This window comes from Janthinobacterium sp. SUN137, from assembly GCF_030587265.1.
Classification (GTDB): Bacteria; Pseudomonadota; Gammaproteobacteria; order Burkholderiales; family Burkholderiaceae_D; genus Janthinobacterium; species Janthinobacterium kumbetense.
In genome coordinates, this window is sequence record NZ_JAPWHZ010000002.1 from 211,289 (window position 1) to 230,668 (window position 19,380).

Here is a 19,380-nt window from a genome sequence, read left to right on the forward strand (position 1 = left end):
CCCGGCCGCCATGCGCGGCTTTTTTTATGGGCCAATCATGCCAGAGATAACAGAATTAAAACTTGTCATTGACTTGACGAAGGCGACCGACACCGCGCAGGTACTGAAAGCAATCAGCGAGGCCAGCCTGGCTGCGGCCGAGGGCATGAAGGCGAGCAATACGGAGGCGGAATCGTCGGCGCTGTTGCTGCGCGCCCTGGCGGAGCAGGCACGCGATGCCACCGCCGCCTCGAAGGCCCTGGGGACATGGAATGCCGGCGAGGCGAAGTCGCTGGCCGATGCCTTCAAGGTGGTCAATGGCCTGGGCAATGCCTATACGCGGCTGGCGGCTTTCCGTGCCGCGGGGAGCGCCGCCACCGCAGGCGCAGGCGCCAAATATGGCGCTTTTGCGATTGAAGAGCAGCGCCAGGACAAGCTGGATACGGCAGGCAAAGAGGCCGCCGATGCCAAGGCAAAGGCAGCACCGGCAACTCCGGCAGCCCCTGCACGCAAATATAGCGAGGCGGAATGGAAGGAGGCGGGTGAATTTGCCAAGACGTTCGGTGAAAAGCTGGAGCGCGCGTTTGGCAAGGTCGGCGGCACCATCGGAAAAATGACCACTGCCTTGCTGGGCTTCAGGAAGGCGCAGGACGATATCGATTTTAACTTCGCCAAGGAAGTGAAGGAAGATCCGTCCGAAAAAGGGCAGGAAAAGGCGCAGGAAAACAAGAAAAGGGCCACGGTCAAGCAGTATCACGACATGGCGACTGCCGCGAAAGGCTTTTTCAAAGAGAAGTCGGCCGGCTATGAACTCATGGAAAAGGTGGAAAAAGGCTTCCGTGCCTATGAATTTGCCATGAATGCCAAGTCGCTGTTTGAAAAGCTGACGAATATCACCCTGGTGACGACGGCGAAAACAGCAGCGACGACTGCGGAAGTTACAAGTACTGCTGCATCTGTCGCTCCGGTGGCTGCCGCGGAAGCTGCCAAGTCCAGCGCCTACGGAACGTCGGCCCTTGCCGCTTCGCTGGCTGCGCCATTTCCAGCCAATATCGGCGCATTCGCCATGGTGGCCGGCATGCTGATGGCCATCGGCGTCGCCGTTTCCGGCGGCGGTGGTGGCGATACCACTGCCAAGGACAGGCAGGCGGCAACCGGCACGGGCACGGTATTGGGCGACAGCAGCGCAAAGAGTAATTCGATCGCGAATTCGCTGGAAATCATGGAGAAAAACTCCGGACTCGGGCTCGCGTACTCCGCCTCGATGGCTTACTCGCTGCGCCAGGTGGTGGCGGGCATAGGTGGCTTGGGGGGACTGTTGGTGCGCAATTCCGGCGTGACGGGCGCCATGGCGCCGGATACCAAGGGCAGTGCGGCGACGTTTGGCTCTTCCGCACTTGGCGTTGCCATCACGGGCGGCGTCATTGGCCTGACACTCGATAAGCTGACGGGGGGCTTGGTAGGAAAAATCACGGGCGGCATCCTTGGCTCTATCTTCGGCGGTAAAACGACGACGATCGACACGGGCCTGATGTTGAACAAGGCTACGCTGGACGGCATTCAGGCGGGAGGCGTATCGGCCAGTCAGTACACGGATACGAAGACGTCGGGTGGCTGGTTTTCCCGTGACAAGAAACGTACGGCATTGAATGGTCTCGACCGCGAAGCGAACGATCAATTCAGCAAAGTCATTCTCGGCCTGTCCGACACCGTCAAGGCGGCGGCCGGCATGCTGGGAATGGGCGGTGATGCATTCAACGCACGGTTGAAGTCCTTCGTGGTCGATCTGGGCAAGATCTCGTTGAAAGACCTGAAGGGTGACGAGATTCAGAAAGCGCTGGAAGCCGCATTCTCCAAGCTGGGCGACGATATGGCCAAGTTTGGTGTGGGTGGCCTGGAACAGTACCAGAAGGTTGGCGAGGGTTATCTGGAAACCTTGGCGCGCGTTGCGAATGACTACATGCAAGTGACGGATGTGCTGGCCGTACTGGGCAAGTCGTTCAATACGACAGGCCTGGGCGCCGTGAAGTTGAGCGAACATCTGATCGACGCGGCTGGTGGAATCGACAAACTGACAAGTGGTACGGGTTTTTTCGTGGAAAACTTCCTGACCGAGGCGGAACGTCTGGCGCCGATTACCAGGTCGGTCAATGAAGCCATGGGCAAACTGGGCCTGGCTGGAGTGACGACGATGGATGGCTTCAAGGCTGCCGTCCTGTCGGCTGCCGATGGCGTGGCAACGGGCCAGGATGGAGCTGCGGAGCTGTACGCATCCCTGTTGGCCCTTGCCGAGCCGTTCAAGACCGCTGCCGACTATGCCGCCGACCTTAGTGCCGCCACGGGCGAGCTGGCCGCAGTGAGCAAGACGGCCAGCGACATCGCCAGCGAACGGCGCGACTTGCAACAGCAGTTGAACCAGCTGACGCAAAGCGAAGCGCAGTTGCTGGCTGCCCAGCGCGCCAGCGTCGCTGAAGCGAATCGGGGGCTGTTCGACCAGATCCAGGCCGTGAAGGCGGTAACCAGCGCGAAGGATGCGCTGGCCAAGGCGTATGAAACGGAATCGGCGGCGGCCAAGTCGGCGCTGGAGAAATCGAAATCGTGGGTGACGACCTTGAACGGGCTCAATGCCAGCATGGCGTTGGGCGCCCAGTCGACGCTGACGCCGGAGCAGAAGTATGCGGAAGCACGGGCCCAGTTCGAGAAAACCCTGGCGGCTGCGAATGCGGGCGATTCGACGGCGCAATCGGGTTTGTCCGCCGCCGAACAGGCGTTTTTGACGGCATCGCAGGTGGTCAACGCCTCCGATGCCCGTTATGCGGCGGATTATGCCCGCGTGGTGGAAGCGAACAAGGAAGCGTTGAAATGGGCTGCCGAACAGGTCGATGTGCAGCAGGCCAGCCTCGATGCGCTCAATGCTCAGGTATCGGGATTGATCAAGATCAATGACAGCGTGCTGACGGTGGCGCAAGCCATTGCCGGCTTGCGGGCAGCGATGGGCGGTGCGGCAGATCTTGGCGTCCAGTTCAGCAATCCACCCGTGATCGCTGCACTGGCGGCGATGACAACCCCGGTCGCGGCGGCAGTCTTCGACCCCGTGCGCTACTCGTCGGCCGCGAACGTTGGTTCCGACGTACTGGTGGCCGAAATCCGCGGCCTGCGCGAAGACAACCAGGCCATGCGAGCCGAATTGGAAGGCTTGCGCGCCGACCAGCGGGCGCAGACGGGCGCCACCATCCAGGCCACCTTTGAATCGAACGCCAACGCCGCCAAGACGGTGGTCGATGGCGTGGACAAATCGTCCCGGGCATCCGCCTGGGCCAATGCAGTGAAAGGAGAATACGCATGACCGATGCGCAATTTCAGGATTGGCTGCAAAGCCCGTCGGCCATCCGCATGGTGCTGATCGAGGCGCAAGTGAATGTGGACGGCAGCGAGGTGACGCGGTATATCGCCTCCCGGCCCTACGTCACCGGGCCGGTTGAGGTGCCGGCGAATACCGCGTACCTGCCGCTGGCCAAGGGTGGCCTGGCCTTCACGGAACAGGTCAGCCTGTCCGGCGAGGCGGGGCTGTCGGGCGGCGATATCGAACTCGATAACGCCGATGGCGCGCTCGATGGCTGGCTGGACGACGTCTGGATGAACCGGCCGATCAAGGCCTGGGCCGGCGATCCTTCCTGGCCGCGCGCCGACTTCCAGCTGGTCTTCGACGGCATCATCGCCGACGTGGCCAGTGCGGGGCGCGAGTCGGTCAACCTGGTACTGCGCGACAAGCTGCAGCGCCTGAATACGCCGATCACCGAGGCGAAGCTGGGCGGCACGACGCCCAACAAGGACACCATCCTGCCGATGCCGTTTGGCGAGTGCCATAACGTGGCGCCCTTGCTGACCAATCCGGCCACCCTGGAGTACGGTTTTTTCGGCGCGGTCGAATCGACGTTCGAGGTGCGCACCAATGGCAAGCCGATCGCCGTGGCCTTGAATGACCAGGCGGGACGCTTCAACCTGACCACGGATCCGTTTTCCACCACGATCACGGCCAGCGTGCAGGGCGACAAGGGCGGTGGCTATGCGCCGCGCATCGCCCCGCTGGTGCAGCGCATCGCCACAGCCTATGGCAAGGCGGCCGACCGTTTTACCCCGGACGACCTGGATTTGGTCAACCTGGCCGCTTTCGATGCGGCCCACCCGCAGCCGGTGGGCTTGTATGTTGCGGACCGCACGAACCAGGCGCAAGCCATCCAGCAACTGGCGGCCAGCGTGGGCGCTCAGGCGATCATGTCGCGCACCGGCCAGCTGCGCCTGGTGCAGATCGCGCTACCGGCCGCCGGCGTGCCGGTGGAAATCGGTCCGGAACAGATGCGCGAGCGCTCCTTGCGTCCCGCGCAGCGTGTGCCCGTGACGGCCGCCGTGAAGATTGGCTTCGACCGCAACTACACGCTGCAGGCGAACCTGACGACCAGCATTCCGCCCGCGCATGCGGATTTGTACGCCACGGAATGGCTGACGGAGACGGCCGTCGACGCAGCGGTGCGCACGCGTTATCGCCTGAGCGACGACCCGGTGCAGATCGATACGTGCCTGAAGACGCGGGCCGACGCCCGTGCGGAAGCGCAGCGGCGCCTGGCCTTGAACAAGGTGCCGCGCACCATTTACGAATTCGATGGAGAACCCGAGATGATGATGCTGGAACTGGGACAGCCCGTACAACTGCGCGCTGAACGCTTTGGCTTGCAGGATGGCGTACCGGGCGTGGTGGTGCTGCTGTCGCGCTTCTGGCTGACGGGCAGAGTGACGGTGGGGGTGCTGGCATGAGCGCGATTGTGGGGGAACGCGACAGGCTGATTATGAATACCGTGCCGCGCTTCGCGCCGGCCAACGACCGCGTGCTGCTGCTGGCTGCTACGGCACAGGCGTTCAAGGTGGCGGCCACGACAATTGCCGCGCCTGCCAGCATCGATTTCACGGCGGGCCTGGTGAACATGCAGGGTCAGGTGACATTCACCGCCAGCAACGCCAGCGTGCTGACGCGCGTCGGTAATGTTGCCAGCATGGCGTATGCCGGTATGGTGGGCGACAGCGTGACGGTCACGGCCAGCATCGTGGTCGACGGCCTGACCTACACGGCCAGCCAGACGGTCAGCAAGATCTTCGACGGCGTGACGGGCAATTCGGCACGGATCTGCTATAGCAAGACCAGTTTGCTGTCCCTGGGCAGCGCGCCGGAGACGCTCAGCACGGAGGGGGCAACATCCTATCCGCCGATTGATACCTGGGGCGCCGGCACCGTGTGGGAGGGTTCGCCGCCGCTGTTTGGCGCCGGCGAATCGCTGTACCGTTCGGATGGCATTTTTAATCCGGCCAGCGGCACCACCAAGTGGGCAGCACCGTACCTGAACGCACTTAAAGTAGGTCAGTTGAGTGCAATCAGTGCCGACCTTGGCAAGGTCACGGCGGGCGATATCTACAGCGCGACGCTGCATGGAGGCGCCGGGTATCCGACCAATAACTACGGATGGCCCAGCAACGGCCGCAGCGGCTTTCATTTGAGCGACAAAGGATTGCTTATTGGCAATATTAATGTGCCAGGTGGTTTTTTTCAGCTGTCGAGTACGGGCTATTTTGAGATGCCAGGACTTACCGTGACGCCTGGATCTGCGGTAGCTCCCCCGGTTGCAAAGTTCTCCGGCGTACTGTCGGGCGTTGTCGGCTCCTTTCAGTTGATCCAGAGTCCCAATCGCGTTGCCGGTAACAATGAAGGGTACGACCAGACAGGAACTGGGCTGTATTTTTACAACTCCGATGGCAGCATCGCCATGGCTTGTGGGAAGTGGCCGCGATGATCGGCCTTTGGACCTTTAAAACCGACGGCACGCCGGTCATCACACCCACTGTTGCTGGCGGTGTCTTCCTGGGCATGCACGAGCAAAAGGTCGGCGATCCGCTGGTACGGACCTTCTACGGCGCTGCAGGCCTGGCGCTGCGTATCTACCAAGTACACGGCGGCAGCTTTACCTGGGTTGTTGGTCAGGACGGCGCTGGTAACCCCCAGCTTATTTTTACCGTTCAACCCGCAACTTTTAACGGCGGTCCCATTCTTTTATTGGTATTTGCCGTATGAGCCTCTTTTTCAACACGGATGCTGGCCATCGCTTGATCGACAACGTCAATCTGGTGCCCGAGTTTATCGGCAAGGTGACACTTAATCCGACGCCCATCATTTCGAATGACGGTGGCGAATCCGGCTTTCTTTCGCATGGGTATAGCGGTGTCTTACCGGCAACGAACGGTCGGGGATTCATGGTCTTCTGGACGCTGCCAGTCTCCGACGAAAATATCTGGTGGTGGCCGCAGAATCAGTATGGCTTTGCGGGAGTTACCTATGTCCACACGGGAGTTCATGCATTTTTTCCCCCCTCCGTTGCGTTGCCGCCCGTTCTTCCCGAGGCGTATGTATTCTCATTGAGCCCAGTCGAGATATCAACTGCCCGGATGGCTACTCGCCTGTGGGATACCTCCGGGCGCTTGCTATTCGACAGCGGAAAGGTGCATTTGGCGATACAGCAAATTGCGGCAGGAATCAACGTCAGCAGCACAGAATCAAGCCTGGCACTGCCATCGTTGCCGAGGAAGCCCGCTTTTCTAGTGCCGTCAATTATGCGTAACAGGGAGTCCTACAGTACTAGAGGCTCGTCTGCGCGCTTCACCGAGTGGCTTGCCTGTTATCGGCGAACTGACGGGAACGTCAAAGCGAGAATGGTCGAGACGAGTAATTCCAATGTTCCACCTAGAAACACCCATGGTTATTTTGAAGACCAGACCTACGGCAATACCAGCGGCCTGGTGTTGCCGGTCATAGATGCTTCACTTTACGAATAGGATTGACATGACCAACCTCCGCATCATCTACGACAACGCCGGCGACCGGGCTGTGCTGACCGCATCGAGCCAGGCCGACGCGCTGGGGCCGGCCAATCTGCAGCGAGAAGGCAAGTTTTCCGTGCTGCGCTCGCTCGGCCTGGCCCTAACCATCACCGCTACCTGGCCCACGCCCGAGATTATTGGGTGCGTGGCCCTGCCATTTTGCAACCTGACGCCGACGGCGACGATCCGTGTACGCGGCTACGTCGAGCCAGGTGACGCCGTGCCTGATTTCGATACGGGCATCGTATCGGCATGCGAATACGCTGTGCTGGGTATGTGGGATTGGGGCGCGCTGCCGCTCGGTGTGAACGCCTTCAGCTACGGCGGCGGCACGTATGCGCGCTGCTGGCTGCCGATGGTCAGCGTCAAGAAACTGGTGATCGAGCTTGCTGATCCGGACAATCCGGCAGGCTATATCGAGGCGGCGCGCTTGGTGGCCGGCCCCTACTGGAGCCCGGAGCAGAACGCGTCATATGGTGCCGGTGTCATGTCGGTCGACACCAGCACCCAGAACCGGGACGGCGCTGGCGGCCAGACTGTGGCGCGCGGCGCACTGTACCGCAAGTTGTCTTTGGCGCTCGACCATATGACGCCATTGGACCGGGCCGAGGTGTGGCGCATCGTGCGCGGTAACGGCTTGTCGCGCCCGCTGCTGGTCAGTCTCTATCCAGAGAGCGACGACGGCGAGCTCGAGCAGGCGCATCAGGTGTATGGTCGCATTGCCAGCAATTCCGCCATCACCACACCGTATTACCTGGCATATGCCACTAACATCGAAATCGAGGAAATGTAATGGGTGACTTTTTCTACTATGGCCAGAAGGATACGATCCAGCGCCTGAATGAGCTGGCCGGGCGCGGCGCCGTGGTGGCGTCGTATGCTGCAGCAGTGGGGCGGTCGCCACTGGGCGGGCCGAATGGCTATATGAGCCCGGCGTGGCTTGATCCGGGCATCCCAATTGCAACGGCCTTTCCTGTGGCGGTGGGCATAACCAATAAGTACGGTTATAGCTACGTTGGCCAAAATCCCCCGACGGGTATCTGGTATCGGATCGCTACATTTGCAGCTGACGGCGGCAGCAATGCACAGCACCTGCGAATTGATGGTGTAGTCAACAGCGATTGGGCTGCAAGCGCCAGTACCCCGTTCGTCCTCATGCTGGGTGTGCGGAACGGCTTTTATTACGATGCGACGTTTAATGGCGCCGTTTCGATAAACGCGCGAATACAGGTTTTTCAGCAAGTGAACGGAACTTTTGAGGTGTACTTGCATTTCCGAGCCGGGACGTTTGGTTCGGCATCATTTAGTCTGCTGGGCTATACCACTACGACATACGCACAGCCAGTATCAGTGACAGCAACTCCTGCTGGAGCAGTTGTCTATGACTCAGGAAATGCTGCTGTATATCCACCGCGCATGCGCGGTATATCCAATTCAGGCACGTACGCAGGCCTGCACAGTGCAGTACAGGTCAACAACGGGTTATTCTTCGGGGATTGGACTACGGGGGGCGGGTATATTAGACCCTGCTCTGCAGGGGCGGCAGCGGGCGTAGTAAATGACGTACTTTCACTGGGTGTAGGCGGGCTTGCCGGCAGCTACTCGACTGGACAGTTTGTCTGGTATGTTTCAGGCGGTGCAAACTCCCTGGCTGGGAAGGAGGGGTTCCGTCTTATTCTCCGGGCATACGACAAAAATTCCAATACAACTTCCGCAGATTTGGCGAGATTTCAGGGCAATGGCCAAGTGTATGTGCCCTTGCTGAAAGCAGGCAGCACCAATACTGGCCTTCAGCATAGCATCAGTCGCGGCGCTGCCGAGGGCGATCCGATTTTGTACGTTGGCACCGATGCCGCCGCCAATCCCTCTGTATGGGTGGTTGCGTCGAATGGCCAGGCGGGATGGTCGTTTTCGCCCGCAGTATTGACTGTTGGAAAGAACAGTACGACAAGCCGTAGTATTAATGTCACCGGCACGGTGAACACAAATGGCAATGATTATGCCGAGTATATTTTCAAAAGCTCGATGTGCGGCATCGTAGCTCCTGGCCAGATTGTCGGTATCACCGCGGAGAATAAGGTCACCGACATGTGGGCCGACGCCGTGATGTTTTCGATCAAATCAACGGCCCCGTCGTTCGTGGGCGGTGATACCTGGAGCCATGGGGTTGGGCCGCGCCCGTCGGCCCAGGCCGGGGTAGCGCCGACCCGGCCCGTGCGCCGTGCAGATGTAGTCACGTCGCAGGCAGTTCCAGGTATTGAGCCACCGGAATTCGAGGACGTCATAGCCGAACCCGGCGACACTGATGACGAGTGGGCAGCAAAGCAGGCCATCTACGCCGCCGCACTGGCCGCCCACAACACCGCCGTGCTGCAGGATGCCGAAGCCATGGCCGCCTTCGACGCGGCGCTGGAAGTCGAGCGCCAGAAGGTCGACCGCATCGCCATCGCCGGCCGCGTGCCGGTCAACGTGCTGGGTACCCAGCCTGGTGATTACATCGTGCCGGTGCAGGACGGCGCCGGCATCAAGGGCATCGCCGTGCATGAGGACGATCTCAGCATGAAGCAGTACCTGCATGCAGTCGGCCGCGTGATCTCGGCCGAGCCCGATGGCAGGGCTTACGTGATGGTCAAGGCCGTGTAGCAAATCAGTTGTCCACCTTAAACCCGCTTCGGCGGGTTTTTTCATTTCCACCACCTGAAAGGCAATCATGGCCCTCGAAACCACCGCCGCCGGCGGCGCATTGATCAAACTGTTTGGCGTGCCCGTGCTGGCCGGCGCCGCCGCCACGTCGCTGGGCTTCATGTTCATGTGGCCCCAGTCCACCAAGGAGGCATTCATTCGTTTTTGTTCCAGCATCATCATTTCCACCTTTCTCGGCCCCGTGCTCGTGGCCGCCGTGCTGTCGTGGTGGCCCAGCCTGTTTGACAGCGCGAAGACCGTGGCGGGGCTGTATGGCGGCGATCCGGCAACGGGTTTTTTGTTCATCGCCGCGCCGTTGATGGTGGCGGCCGGCTTGCCAGCCTGGTGGGTGCTGGGCGCCTGCGTGCGCTGGTTCGACAAACGGCGTGGCAAGGATATCGGCGAACTGGCGGCCGATGCGGCCGCGACCGTCAAGGATGTGCGGGGCATGTTGTGACAGGCGCCCAATTGATGCAGATCATGCCGTTGGCCGGCCGCCGCGCTATGCTGTTTCTGGCGCCCTTGAATGCGGCGATGGCCGAATTCGGTATTGATACGCCGCTGCGTCAGGCAGCGTTCCTGGCACAGGTGGGCCACGAATCGGGACAGCTGCGCTATGTGCGCGAGCTGGCCAGCGGCGCGGCTTATGAGGGGAGGGCGGATCTGGGCAATGTGATTGCCGGCGACGGCGTGCGCTTCAAGGGGCGCGGCTTGCTGCAGGTGACGGGGCGCGCCAATTATGCGGCATGCGGCGTGTCGCTGGGCCTGGACTTGCTGGCGGCGCCGCAGTTGCTGGAGCAAACGATGTTCGCGTGTCGCTCGGCGGGCTGGTTCTGGCAATCGCGCGGCTTGAACCGCCTAGCCGACGCGGGCGACCAGGAAAGGGTGACGCGCCGCATCAACGGCGGCGTGAACGGCCTGGCCGAACGCCTGGCCTTGTATGCAGCAGCGCGCAAGGTGCTGGAATGAAGCCGTCGTTGAGCATTATGGCCATGCTGCTGTTGTTGGGGGCAGCCGTGTTTTGCGCCCAGCGCTGGGGCCGCGAAGCTGGCCGTGCCGCGTGCGCGGCGCAAGTGCAGGAGGTGCAGGGCCTGTTGGGGCGCCAGACCCAGGCGCTGAATGCGATGCGGGAAGAGGGCGCACGCCGGTCGGCACGGGTGCGGCAGGCGCTAGCCACGGCGCAGGCCGGGCAGGCAGACGCCCAAGCTGCAGCGGCGCGCATCCTGGCGCTGCAGCCCGAAGGTGACGCCTGCCGTGCCGCCGAGGCGCTGATCGCCAGCGAAATGCCATGAGGCCGTCGCGTGCGAGTGCGGGGTGGCGGGCCAGGAGGACGGCAGGGGGGCGGTGTGCCAGGTGCGCCGCCGCGCTGTTGCTGATGAGTATATTAACCGGCTGTGCGGCATGGGTGCCGGCATCAAAGCTGGAAACTTGGCCGGTCAGCGCGCCATGCATTGCCACGCGTCCCGCCGCTCCCGCCTTGCCGACGGTGCCATCCCACGGCATCTTCGAGCAAGTGCAAGCCTTGCTGGCGCGCGAGCAATTGCGTGCCGCCCATGTGCGCCAGCTGGAAACGCTGCTTGATGCCTGCTCCGGTGGCTAAGCGCCTATCCCGGCAGGGAGCGTCTTCTGCTGGCAGCGCATCAGGAGCGCGGACAAGGCTGAGGGGGACGCGTGGCGAGCCACGCCACGACGATCAATGTAGTCTTCACTTCCGAGAGGCACCAGCAGGGGATGTATGCCTCTACTGGGATAGGCTCTCAGCACCAATCGCCAGGTTCCAGTTTCAGACTCCAGTTCCCAACGCCAACGCCAACTCCAACTCCAACTCCAACTCCAACTCCAACTCCAACTCCAACTCCAACTCCAACTCCAGCCATCCGCCATCCGCCATCCCCAATCCGCGGCCTGCCAGCCCCGCCGCCTTGTGCCGCCTTGTGGTGCAGGCGGGTGGCGGCATGCGAGAAAACGGTGCATCCATCGTCAAATTGCCTGATCTCTGGCGATTTTCGGCACGATTCTTGTATACAATCCACCTGGCACGATGCGTGCATGGCATACCTTGGTCGTCCCATCCAAGGAGCTTCGTATGCCTCGTCCGCCGCCAGTGTCTTCCTGTCGTCCCGTTTCTCTCTTGCTTTTCCCTTTCACCTGCGTCCATCCGGGCCGCGGTAACCCAGGAAATGGAGCGTAAATGGCCACTCCCCGTCTGAAATCCATCCACCGCAGCGTGCCCGGCACCGTGCCTGCCGCGCCATCGCCCGTCGATGAAATCCTGCCTGCCGGCAAACTGTTTACGCTGGGCTTGCAGCACGTGCTCGTCATGTATGCCGGCGCCATCGCCGTGCCGCTGATCGTCGGCCGCGCCCTCAAGCTGCCGCCCGAGCAGGTGGCGGCATTGATCAGTGCCGACCTGTTCTGCTGCGGCCTCGTCACCCTGATCCAGTCCCTGGGCATCGGCAAGTACTTCGGCATCCGCCTGCCCGTCATGATGGGCGTGACCTTTGCCGCCGTCAGTCCCATGCTGGCCATGGCCAACAATCCTGCCCTGGGCATCACGGGCATCTTTGGCGCCGTGATCGGCGCCGGCGTCGTTTCCATGCTGATCGCTCCCTTCATCAGCCGCCTGCTGGCCCTGTTTCCACCCGTGGTCACCGGCAGCATCATCGCCGTGATCGGCGTGTCGCTGATGCGCGTGGGCGTCAACTGGACCATGGGCGGGCCGCCCGCCATGGCGCAAATCGCCGATCCCGCCTTCCTCAAGATGGCCGCTGCCGCCACGGCGGCCGGCTTGCCCGCGCCAGCCGGTCCCGCACCCCTGATCGCCAATCCCGGCTACGGGGCGCTGGATAACATGGGCATCGCCTTCTTCGTGCTGGCCGTCATCTTACTGGTGGCCAAGTATGGCCGCGGTTTCCTGTCGAATATCGCGGTATTGATCGGCATCATTGCCGGCACGGCCCTGTCGTTTGCGCTGGGCAAGGCCGATTTCGCCAAAGTGGCCGGCGCCAAGGCCTTTGCCATCGTCACGCCGTTCCAGTTCGGCATGCCGACCTTCGACGTGGTCGCCATCGTCACCATGAGCCTGGTGATGATCGTCGTCATGATTGAGTCCTTGGGCATGTTTCTGGCGCTGGGAGAGATGACGGACAAGCGCATCACGCAGGACGACATCAGCCGCGGCTTGCGCGTCGATGGCCTGGGCACCCTGATCGGTGGCATCTTCAATACCTTTCCCTACACCTCGTTTTCGCAAAACGTGGGCCTGGTGGGGGTGACGGGCGTGCGCAGCCGCTGGGTCTGCGTGGCGGCCGGCCTTATCCTGCTCGTCATGGGGGTGATTCCGAAGATCGCGCAGACGGCCGAAGCCGTGCCGGCGTTCGTGCTGGGCGGGGCAGGGCTGGTGATGTTCGGCATGGTCGCCGCCACCGGCATCCGCATCCTAGCCGGCGTCGATTACAAGAGCAACCGCAACAACCTGTTCATCGTGGCCCTGGCTATCGGCTTCGGCATGCTGCCGCTGGTGGCGGAACAGTACGCGCAGCACATGCCGAAGGCCCTGTCACCGCTGCTGCACAGCGGCATCCTGCTGGCCGCCATCGTCGCCGTGCTGCTCAATCTGTTCTTCAACGGCTTGGCATCGCAGGAAAAGGCGCGGGAGCAGGCGCGCGAGCACACCCATGGCAGCGAGTGAATCGCCGCCCCGCGCCATGAAAAAAGGCGGGTGCCGCATACGGCTCAGCCAGGCGGCAGAATCCTCAGCACCATGCAATTGCGCCCCGCATCCTTGGCCTGGTACAGCGCGGCATCGGCCAGCCGCAACAGGGCGTCCGGATCGGCGGCGCCCGGCGCCGACTGGACAGCGATGCCGACGCTGATCGTCACCTGCTGCGCTTCCGTACTCGCGTGGACGATGCCCAGGTCTTCGATGGCGCGCCGCAGCGCTTCGCCGATCTGGCGCGCTTCGTCCGCGCCCGTGTTCGGCAACACGATCGAAAACTCTTCGCCGCCGTAACGCGCCGTCAGGTCGCCTGCGCGCCGCATGCCGGCCGCCAGCGCCTGCGCGATCCGGATCAGGCATGCGTCACCGGCCTGGTGGCCGTGGCGGTCGTTAAAGAGCTTGAAGTAGTCGACATCGAGCATGACGACGGCAAGCGGCTGGCCGACGCGCGTGGCACGCGCACATTCGGTGCGCAGCACGTCGTCGAAATGGCGCCGGTTCGACAGGCCCGTCAGGCCGTCGGTGATGGACAGGGTCGCCAGCTTGCGGTTGGCGTCTTCCAGTTGCCCGGTGCGCTCGGCAACGCGCCGTTCCAGGCTGTCATGCAGCCGGGCGCTGGAGATCGAGATCATCGCCTGCGCGCCGAGCATGCGCAGGAATGCGACGCGTTCTTCCGTAAACGAGGCGTCGGCCAGCCGGTTCTCGAAGTATAGGATGCCGTCGATCCGGCCGCCGTGGCGGATCGGCAGGCACATGACGGCGCGCGGCAGGTGCAGCTGCACGTACGGGTCGGCGGCAAAGCGAGAACCGCCCGTGATGCAGTCTTCGATCACCTCCGCGCCAGTGCGGATGACGTAGCGCAGCAGCGACAGCGGGAATTGCGGGTCGCTGGCGGCGTTCAGGTCCAGCGGGCGCGCTTGCAGGACGGTGACGCCATCGCCGTCTATATTGGCCTCCAGCTGGTAGCTGCCTTCGGACAGCAGCAGCAGGCGCGCTACCTGCCCGCCGGCGTTTTCGCACACGATGGCAATGAGGCGTGTCAGCACATTGCGCAGGCCGACTTCGTTCGACAGGATTTGTGCCGCCTTCAGCAGCGACACCAGGTCGAGCGCGGAACTGCCGTGCGTGTGGGAGACGGAATGCCGCTGCGTGCCGCGGCCATCCATCCTTGACAGCAGCGCGGCATGGCGCTCCCGCAGCTGCGCCACCTTGCCCTCCGCGCCCCACTGGCCGTAATGCGCGATGGCGTCTCCGATGAAGACGGCTGCCACGCGCGGCTGCCCCTGGTCGCACCAGCATTCGCCGCACAGTTCATTGCCCAGCGCTTGCATGTTGACGTAACCTGCCAGGCCAGCCGCGTCGATCGCCTGCTGGTAAAGGCGCGTGGCAAGCTGCAGATCGTCCCGGTAGCGTGCCATCTCGGCCATCACCAGCAGGTGCTTGGCAGCGCTATTGTCCGAGCCTTGCCTGGCCCACTCGGCGAGACTCGCTTGCAGCGTGCCGATCACGGCGCACAGATCGCCCGCATCGGTGCGCGCGGGAGCGCGCCGCAAGGCGCGGATCAGGATCAGCGCGGCGTAGAAGCTGCACTCGGCCACCTTGGCCTGGCCGCGCATGATCTGCGTGACGATGCCGAGCTGGCCGGCCAGCGGTTCGGCGTCGGCGTTGTCGAACAGGTAGGCGTTGCGGATCTTCCCTTGCAAGAAATAGGCGCGGTACAGGTGCGAGTCGCCATACCGTGCAAGGAAGCCTGCCTCGCTGAACGCCGCATCGTCGTAGCTGTCATGGCGCGGCAAGAGGCCCGTCAGGCACTTGATCGGCTGGACCGCGGCGGCGACGCAGCAATCGGCCATCGCCTGCTGGCCATTGGCGCGCATCAGCGCCAGGTCGTGCTCGATGTCGTGCATCAGGTGCGGCAGGTAGTCGCCGAGGATGATCCGGTCGGTGGCGCGCACGGCGGCTACCACGCCGACCTGCACGAAATCGGCGATTTCCAGCGCCCAGCCAAACGCTTCCTCGTACAGGGCGTCGGAGCTGCGCAGCGGCTGCGTCCAGTGGTTGCAGAGCGCGCCGAACATCAGCCCCGTGAGCGTGCGCGTCTGCAGGTTGGCGCGGCGCCTGGCCAGCGCCATCGCCATCGCGCCGAAGTGGTAGCCGCGCGCGATGTCGCCGCTGTACAGCGCCAGCATCATCGCGTAGCCGACATACGCGACAGCGCTGAAATCGCTGGTCCCCCGCTGCATGGACAGGCGCGTCATCGACACCACCATCAGCGCGCTGAGATCCTGCTGGCCGGCGTAGTAGCTGGCCATCCACAGGCCCTGCATCATCTGCATCGCGGCCACCGCGTCCGGCTCGCACATGTCGGCCGCCGCCAGCAAGGTCTCGGGCGCATGCGCGCCGGGCTGCCGTCCAATGTCGGCGAGAATGTCGGCGAAGCGCGTCTTCATGCGCGCCACCTCGTGCGGAATGTCGATGTCCAGCTGCGCCAGGCCGTCGCGCTGCACGGCGATGGCGTCGAGCAGGCGGCCCTGCAACTGATACTGGTGCGCCTGGATGGCAATGCAGCGTACCTGCTGCAAGGGGCTCAAGGTATGGGAGCGCACCAGTGGATAGATCGTCTCGGCGGCATCGAACTGGCCACACAGGTAGGCCGCTTCGGCGGCGCCCAGCTGCAGCTCGAGCCAGAGGCCGGCGTGGGCGTTCCATGCTTCCGCCGGCAGCAGGTCGAGACCGATGCGCATGTGCTCCAGGGTCGACTGGAACGCGGCGGAGCGCCGTGCCTTGACGCCGGCCTGGAGATTGAGCGTCGCCAGATGCACGCGCTCGCCCGCCTCGTCGATCAGCGCGCGGCCGGCGTTGAGCTGCTCGACGATGTCGAACAGCGTCTCGTCCTGGCGCTCCGGCGGCGTATGCAACAGGAGCAGGCGGCCGATGAGAAGATGGTTGGCCGCGCGCGCGCCGGCATCGGCGACCAGGTAGGCTGCCTGCTGCACCCGGTCGTGCAGGAAGCGGTAACTGACGCCGCTGTTGCCCGCGGCGGTGTCGCCATTGACGTATTTATAGCGTTCGTCGAGCGGCTGGATCAAGCCTGCCCTGAGCGCCGGCCATAGGTCTTGCTGCGTTTGCCGGGGAGCGCGGTCCACTGCCAGGGTGAGCGTGTCGAGCGTGAAGCGGTTGCCGCTGGAGGCGGCCAGTTGCAGCAGGTGCTGCGTCACGCCGGGCAGGCGGCGGATTTTCTCCAGCAGTACCTCGACCACGTTGTCGGCGTATCCGGCCTGTTCTATCGCGGGCAGGTCCCAGTCCCAGCAATCGTCGGCGGGCCGGTAGCGCAGGTGGCCCGCCTCGTTGAGCGCGGCGAGGAACTGGTTGAGGAAGAAGGGATTGCCGGCCGTCTTGCGGTAGCAAATGCTGGTCAGTGGCGCGCAGTAAGGCGCCGCCACGCGCACGGTGGCCGAGACCATTTGCGCCACCTGCGGCTCGGTCAGTGCGCTCAGTAACAGCGTCGACAGGCGCACGTCACGGGCGAGCAGCTTGTCGCGCAGCGCGCTGAGCGGATGCGCGGGGCCCACTTCATTATCGCGGTACGCGCCGATGAACAGCATGCAGCTCTTGTCGCAGGAGACCATCAGCAGCTCGATCATCCGCAGCGTGGCCGCATCGGCCCATTGCAGGTCGTCGAGGAACAGCACCAGCGGATGCCCGGCGCAGGCGAAGACTTCGACGAAGCGGGGGAAGAGGCGGTCCAGGCGCAGCTGGGCCTGTGCCGGCGGCGCCGCGGGCAGCGGGTCGGTGGGGCCGACGATCAAGGCCAGTTGGGGAATCAGCTCGACGATCACGCCCACGCCGCTGCCCAGGGCTTCGTGCAGTTTTTCGGACCATTGCCGCAGGGTTTCTTCTGGCTGGTCCAGCAACTGGCGCACCAGCCCCTGGAAGGCCTGGATCAGCGAGGCATACGGCACGTCGCGCTGGAGCTGGTCAAATTTGCCGGACAGGAAGCGGCCGCGCCGGGCGATGATGGGCTTTTGCACTTCGTTGACGACCGCCGACTTGCCGATACCCGAATGGCCGGCCACCAGCAGCATCTCGCAGGTGCCGGCGGCACTGCGCTCAAACGCCGCCAGCAGCGTGGCGATGGCATTCTCGCGCCCGTGCAGCGTTTGTGGCACGAGGAAGCGGCCGTCGTGGTCGGACAGCTTGAGCGCCTGCGCTGGCTTGTTCGCGCGGCAGGCTTCGAGGTCGCTGCGCAAGCCTTGCAGGCTCTGGTAGCGCTGATCGGCATTTTTTTCCAGCAGCCGCTGGATGATCGGCAGCAGCTGGCCAGGCAAGCTGGCCAGCGCCGGGTGCGACCAGTCCGGGCTGCGCGCAATGTGGCAATGCACGAGTTCCATCTCGTCGCCCGTCTCGAACGGCGCCTGGCAGGTCAGCATTTCGTACAAGGTGGCGCCGAGCGCATAGAAATCGGCGCGCCAATCGACCCGCCGGTTCATGCGCCCCGTCTGCTCCGGCGCCATGTAGCGCAGCGTGCCTTCCAGGGGCTGGAGATTGACGATGCCATGGCTTTCGCAGGGCAGTTCACAGGCGATGCCGAAATCGGTCAGCTGCAGCAGGCGCCGTTCGGCATTCCACACCAGATTGGAGGGATTGATGTCCTTGTGGATCACGCCCTGACGATGGACCTCGTCCAGCGCTGCGCACAGTTGCAGCGCGATGTCGAAAAAATCGTCCAGCGTCAATGCGGGCTGCGACGGAGTACTGCGCCCCGCCACCTGCGCGCGCAACACTTGGTCGAGCGCCAGGCCGCCGGTATCTTCCAGGATCATCGTCCAGCGCCCGCCGTGCAGCTGCAGCGCCAGCGGATGCGCCACGCCCGGATGGCGGCAGCGGCGCGCAATCGCAAATTCCCGCTTGAATTGTCCCAGCTGCTGAAAGGAGGGGAACGGCTGATTCGGCATCTTGACGATCAGCGCAGTGCCATCGGCGGCCCGGGCGCGGTAAACCCGCGAGCGCGTACCGCTGTGCAGCTGTTTGATGATCTCGTGGTCGAAAAGGGAGCGCATGGGCTGGGCTTAGCGGTACACAGACGGTTGCGGGAGCCTTGAGGCGCACATTTCGGAGTACTAGTTGATTGTTAGTATTATATCAGTAGGGAGTCGCGGGGGAGGGCGCGGGGCGATGGGGGCTGTTGTAAAAACGTCAGCGGCGGCAGGCACTGAGGGGGAGCGATGAGGGGATGCGGCACCAGCGCAACGTGGAAACTGGATAACGAGCATGATGGCGCACTTTGTACGCCATCGGAAAAAGAATGTGCAGGCTAATTCGTACAAGCAAATGGTTCGGTTTCCTTTTTTCATGCGTGTTCTGGCTCAGCGTGCTCGCGCCCCGCTTACCGGTAAATAGTCAGGTATTTCGCGGGAATGTCGAGTGGGTGGAGCATGCCTGCCAGCGCCAGGTTGATCAGCAGGGCGACCACCAGGCCGACTCCTGCCGGAACGCCAACGGCGAGTCTGCGCACCGTTCGGGAGTGCGCTTCGACTTGCCAATATGCGGCACAGCCCAGGTGCGTGAATAGGGCATACACTGCGAAGAAATAATACGGTGCAAAGAACAATTCATATGGCATCAGCACAAAACCGGCTGCGGCATAGTAAAAATTGGTGTCGAGCTTGAGCGCGGCGCGGCCGAACAGGACCGCGCCGACATGAAAAAGCAGGAACAGGGCCAGATAGATCCCTGAGCCGGCCTGCAGCCACGCTACGAACCCGCAGCGTTTTTTCCATCCCCGCAGCACCATCCATATTCCGCTGCCACATTGAAACAGCACGCACGCCAACAGCACCGGCTCGACGACGGCATTTCGATAGAGTGGCCGTGTCGCCTCCATGAAGGCGATGTGCGCATGGGCGCCGGTAATGGCCATCAGGTGATTGACAATATGCAGCAATATATAGGCCGCCAGGGCACATGCCGACAGGCGGTGAAATTTACGAATTGACATATGAATCCATGAGTGAGTGTGATTTTCCCTATGTTGCGCTGGGGCTCCATACCTCATTGAGGGCTACAGATATTGCACCGAA

The 19,380-nt window shown here is 63.0% G+C and carries 14 protein-coding genes; 12 read left to right on the forward strand and 2 right to left on the reverse strand.

Going from position 1 to position 19,380, the window contains the following annotated elements:
• Positions 1–37 precede the first annotated feature (37 nt).
• The 12 genes from O3298_RS09020 to O3298_RS09075 all read left to right on the forward strand — a co-directional run bounded on the left by O3298_RS09020 (position 38) and on the right by O3298_RS09075 (position 13,273).
• The gene (locus tag O3298_RS09020; protein WP_305059066.1) at positions 38–3,325 is read left to right on the forward strand and encodes a hypothetical protein; all 3,288 of its coding nucleotides are present in this window, start codon (positions 38–40) and stop codon (positions 3,323–3,325) included.
• Positions 3,322–4,791, forward strand: coding sequence for a hypothetical protein (locus O3298_RS09025; RefSeq protein WP_305059067.1), 1,470 nt, complete (start codon positions 3,322–3,324; stop codon positions 4,789–4,791). The genes O3298_RS09020 and O3298_RS09025 overlap by 4 nt, the downstream gene beginning before the upstream one ends.
• Positions 4,788–5,819 (forward strand): hypothetical protein, encoded by a 1,032-nt coding sequence (locus O3298_RS09030; protein WP_305059068.1) that lies wholly within the window; start codon positions 4,788–4,790, stop codon positions 5,817–5,819. The genes O3298_RS09025 and O3298_RS09030 overlap by 4 nt, the downstream gene beginning before the upstream one ends.
• Positions 5,807–6,097 carry a hypothetical protein gene (locus O3298_RS09035; protein ID WP_289910553.1) on the forward strand — a complete coding sequence of 97 codons (291 nt, stop codon included), beginning with the start codon at positions 5,807–5,809 and terminating at the stop codon, positions 6,095–6,097. The genes O3298_RS09030 and O3298_RS09035 overlap by 13 nt, the downstream gene beginning before the upstream one ends.
• Positions 6,094–6,855, forward strand: a complete 762-nt coding sequence (locus O3298_RS09040) for a hypothetical protein (RefSeq protein WP_289910552.1) — start codon at positions 6,094–6,096, stop codon at positions 6,853–6,855. The genes O3298_RS09035 and O3298_RS09040 overlap by 4 nt, the downstream gene beginning before the upstream one ends.
• 7 nt (positions 6,856–6,862) lie before the next feature.
• Positions 6,863–7,693 (forward strand): hypothetical protein, encoded by an 831-nt coding sequence (locus O3298_RS09045; RefSeq protein ID WP_305057501.1) that lies wholly within the window; start codon positions 6,863–6,865, stop codon positions 7,691–7,693.
• Positions 7,693–9,543 carry a hypothetical protein gene (locus tag O3298_RS09050; protein ID WP_289914258.1) on the forward strand — a complete coding sequence of 617 codons (1,851 nt, stop codon included), beginning with the start codon at positions 7,693–7,695 and terminating at the stop codon, positions 9,541–9,543. The genes O3298_RS09045 and O3298_RS09050 overlap by 1 nt, the downstream gene beginning before the upstream one ends.
• Positions 9,544–9,610: 67 nt before the next feature.
• Positions 9,611–10,039 carry a hypothetical protein gene (locus O3298_RS09055; protein ID WP_099667445.1) on the forward strand — a complete coding sequence of 143 codons (429 nt, stop codon included), beginning with the start codon at positions 9,611–9,613 and terminating at the stop codon, positions 10,037–10,039.
• A 14-nt stretch (positions 10,040–10,053) separates the two neighbouring features.
• A complete protein-coding gene (locus O3298_RS09060) occupies positions 10,054–10,551 on the forward strand; it encodes a glycoside hydrolase family 19 protein (protein ID WP_305057499.1) in 498 nt (165 codons plus the stop codon).
• Between the two features lie 8 nt (positions 10,552–10,559).
• On the forward strand, positions 10,560–10,874 hold the full coding sequence (locus tag O3298_RS09065) for a hypothetical protein (protein ID WP_305059069.1): 315 nt from the start codon (positions 10,560–10,562) through the stop codon (positions 10,872–10,874).
• Positions 10,875–10,957: 83 nt separating this feature from the next.
• The gene (locus O3298_RS09070) at positions 10,958–11,182 is read left to right on the forward strand and encodes a hypothetical protein (protein WP_289914262.1); all 225 of its coding nucleotides are present in this window, start codon (positions 10,958–10,960) and stop codon (positions 11,180–11,182) included.
• A 591-nt stretch (positions 11,183–11,773) separates the two neighbouring features.
• Positions 11,774–13,273: a nucleobase:cation symporter-2 family protein gene (locus O3298_RS09075; RefSeq protein WP_305059070.1), complete on the forward strand. Its 1,500-nt coding sequence runs from the start codon at positions 11,774–11,776 to the stop codon at positions 13,271–13,273.
• A gap of 44 nt (positions 13,274–13,317) precedes the next feature.
• Here O3298_RS09075 and O3298_RS09080 read toward each other — a convergent pair whose 3' ends face one another.
• Together O3298_RS09080 and O3298_RS09085 are read right to left on the reverse strand one after the other, a co-directional pair.
• Positions 13,318–18,360, reverse strand: coding sequence for a diguanylate cyclase domain-containing protein (locus O3298_RS09080; protein WP_305059071.1), 5,043 nt, complete (start codon positions 18,358–18,360; stop codon positions 13,318–13,320).
• A 326-nt stretch (positions 18,361–18,686) separates the two neighbouring features.
• Entirely contained in the window at positions 18,687–19,298 is a 612-nt protein-coding gene (locus tag O3298_RS09085; RefSeq protein ID WP_305059072.1) for a hypothetical protein, read from the reverse strand.
• Positions 19,299–19,380 lie beyond the last annotated feature (82 nt).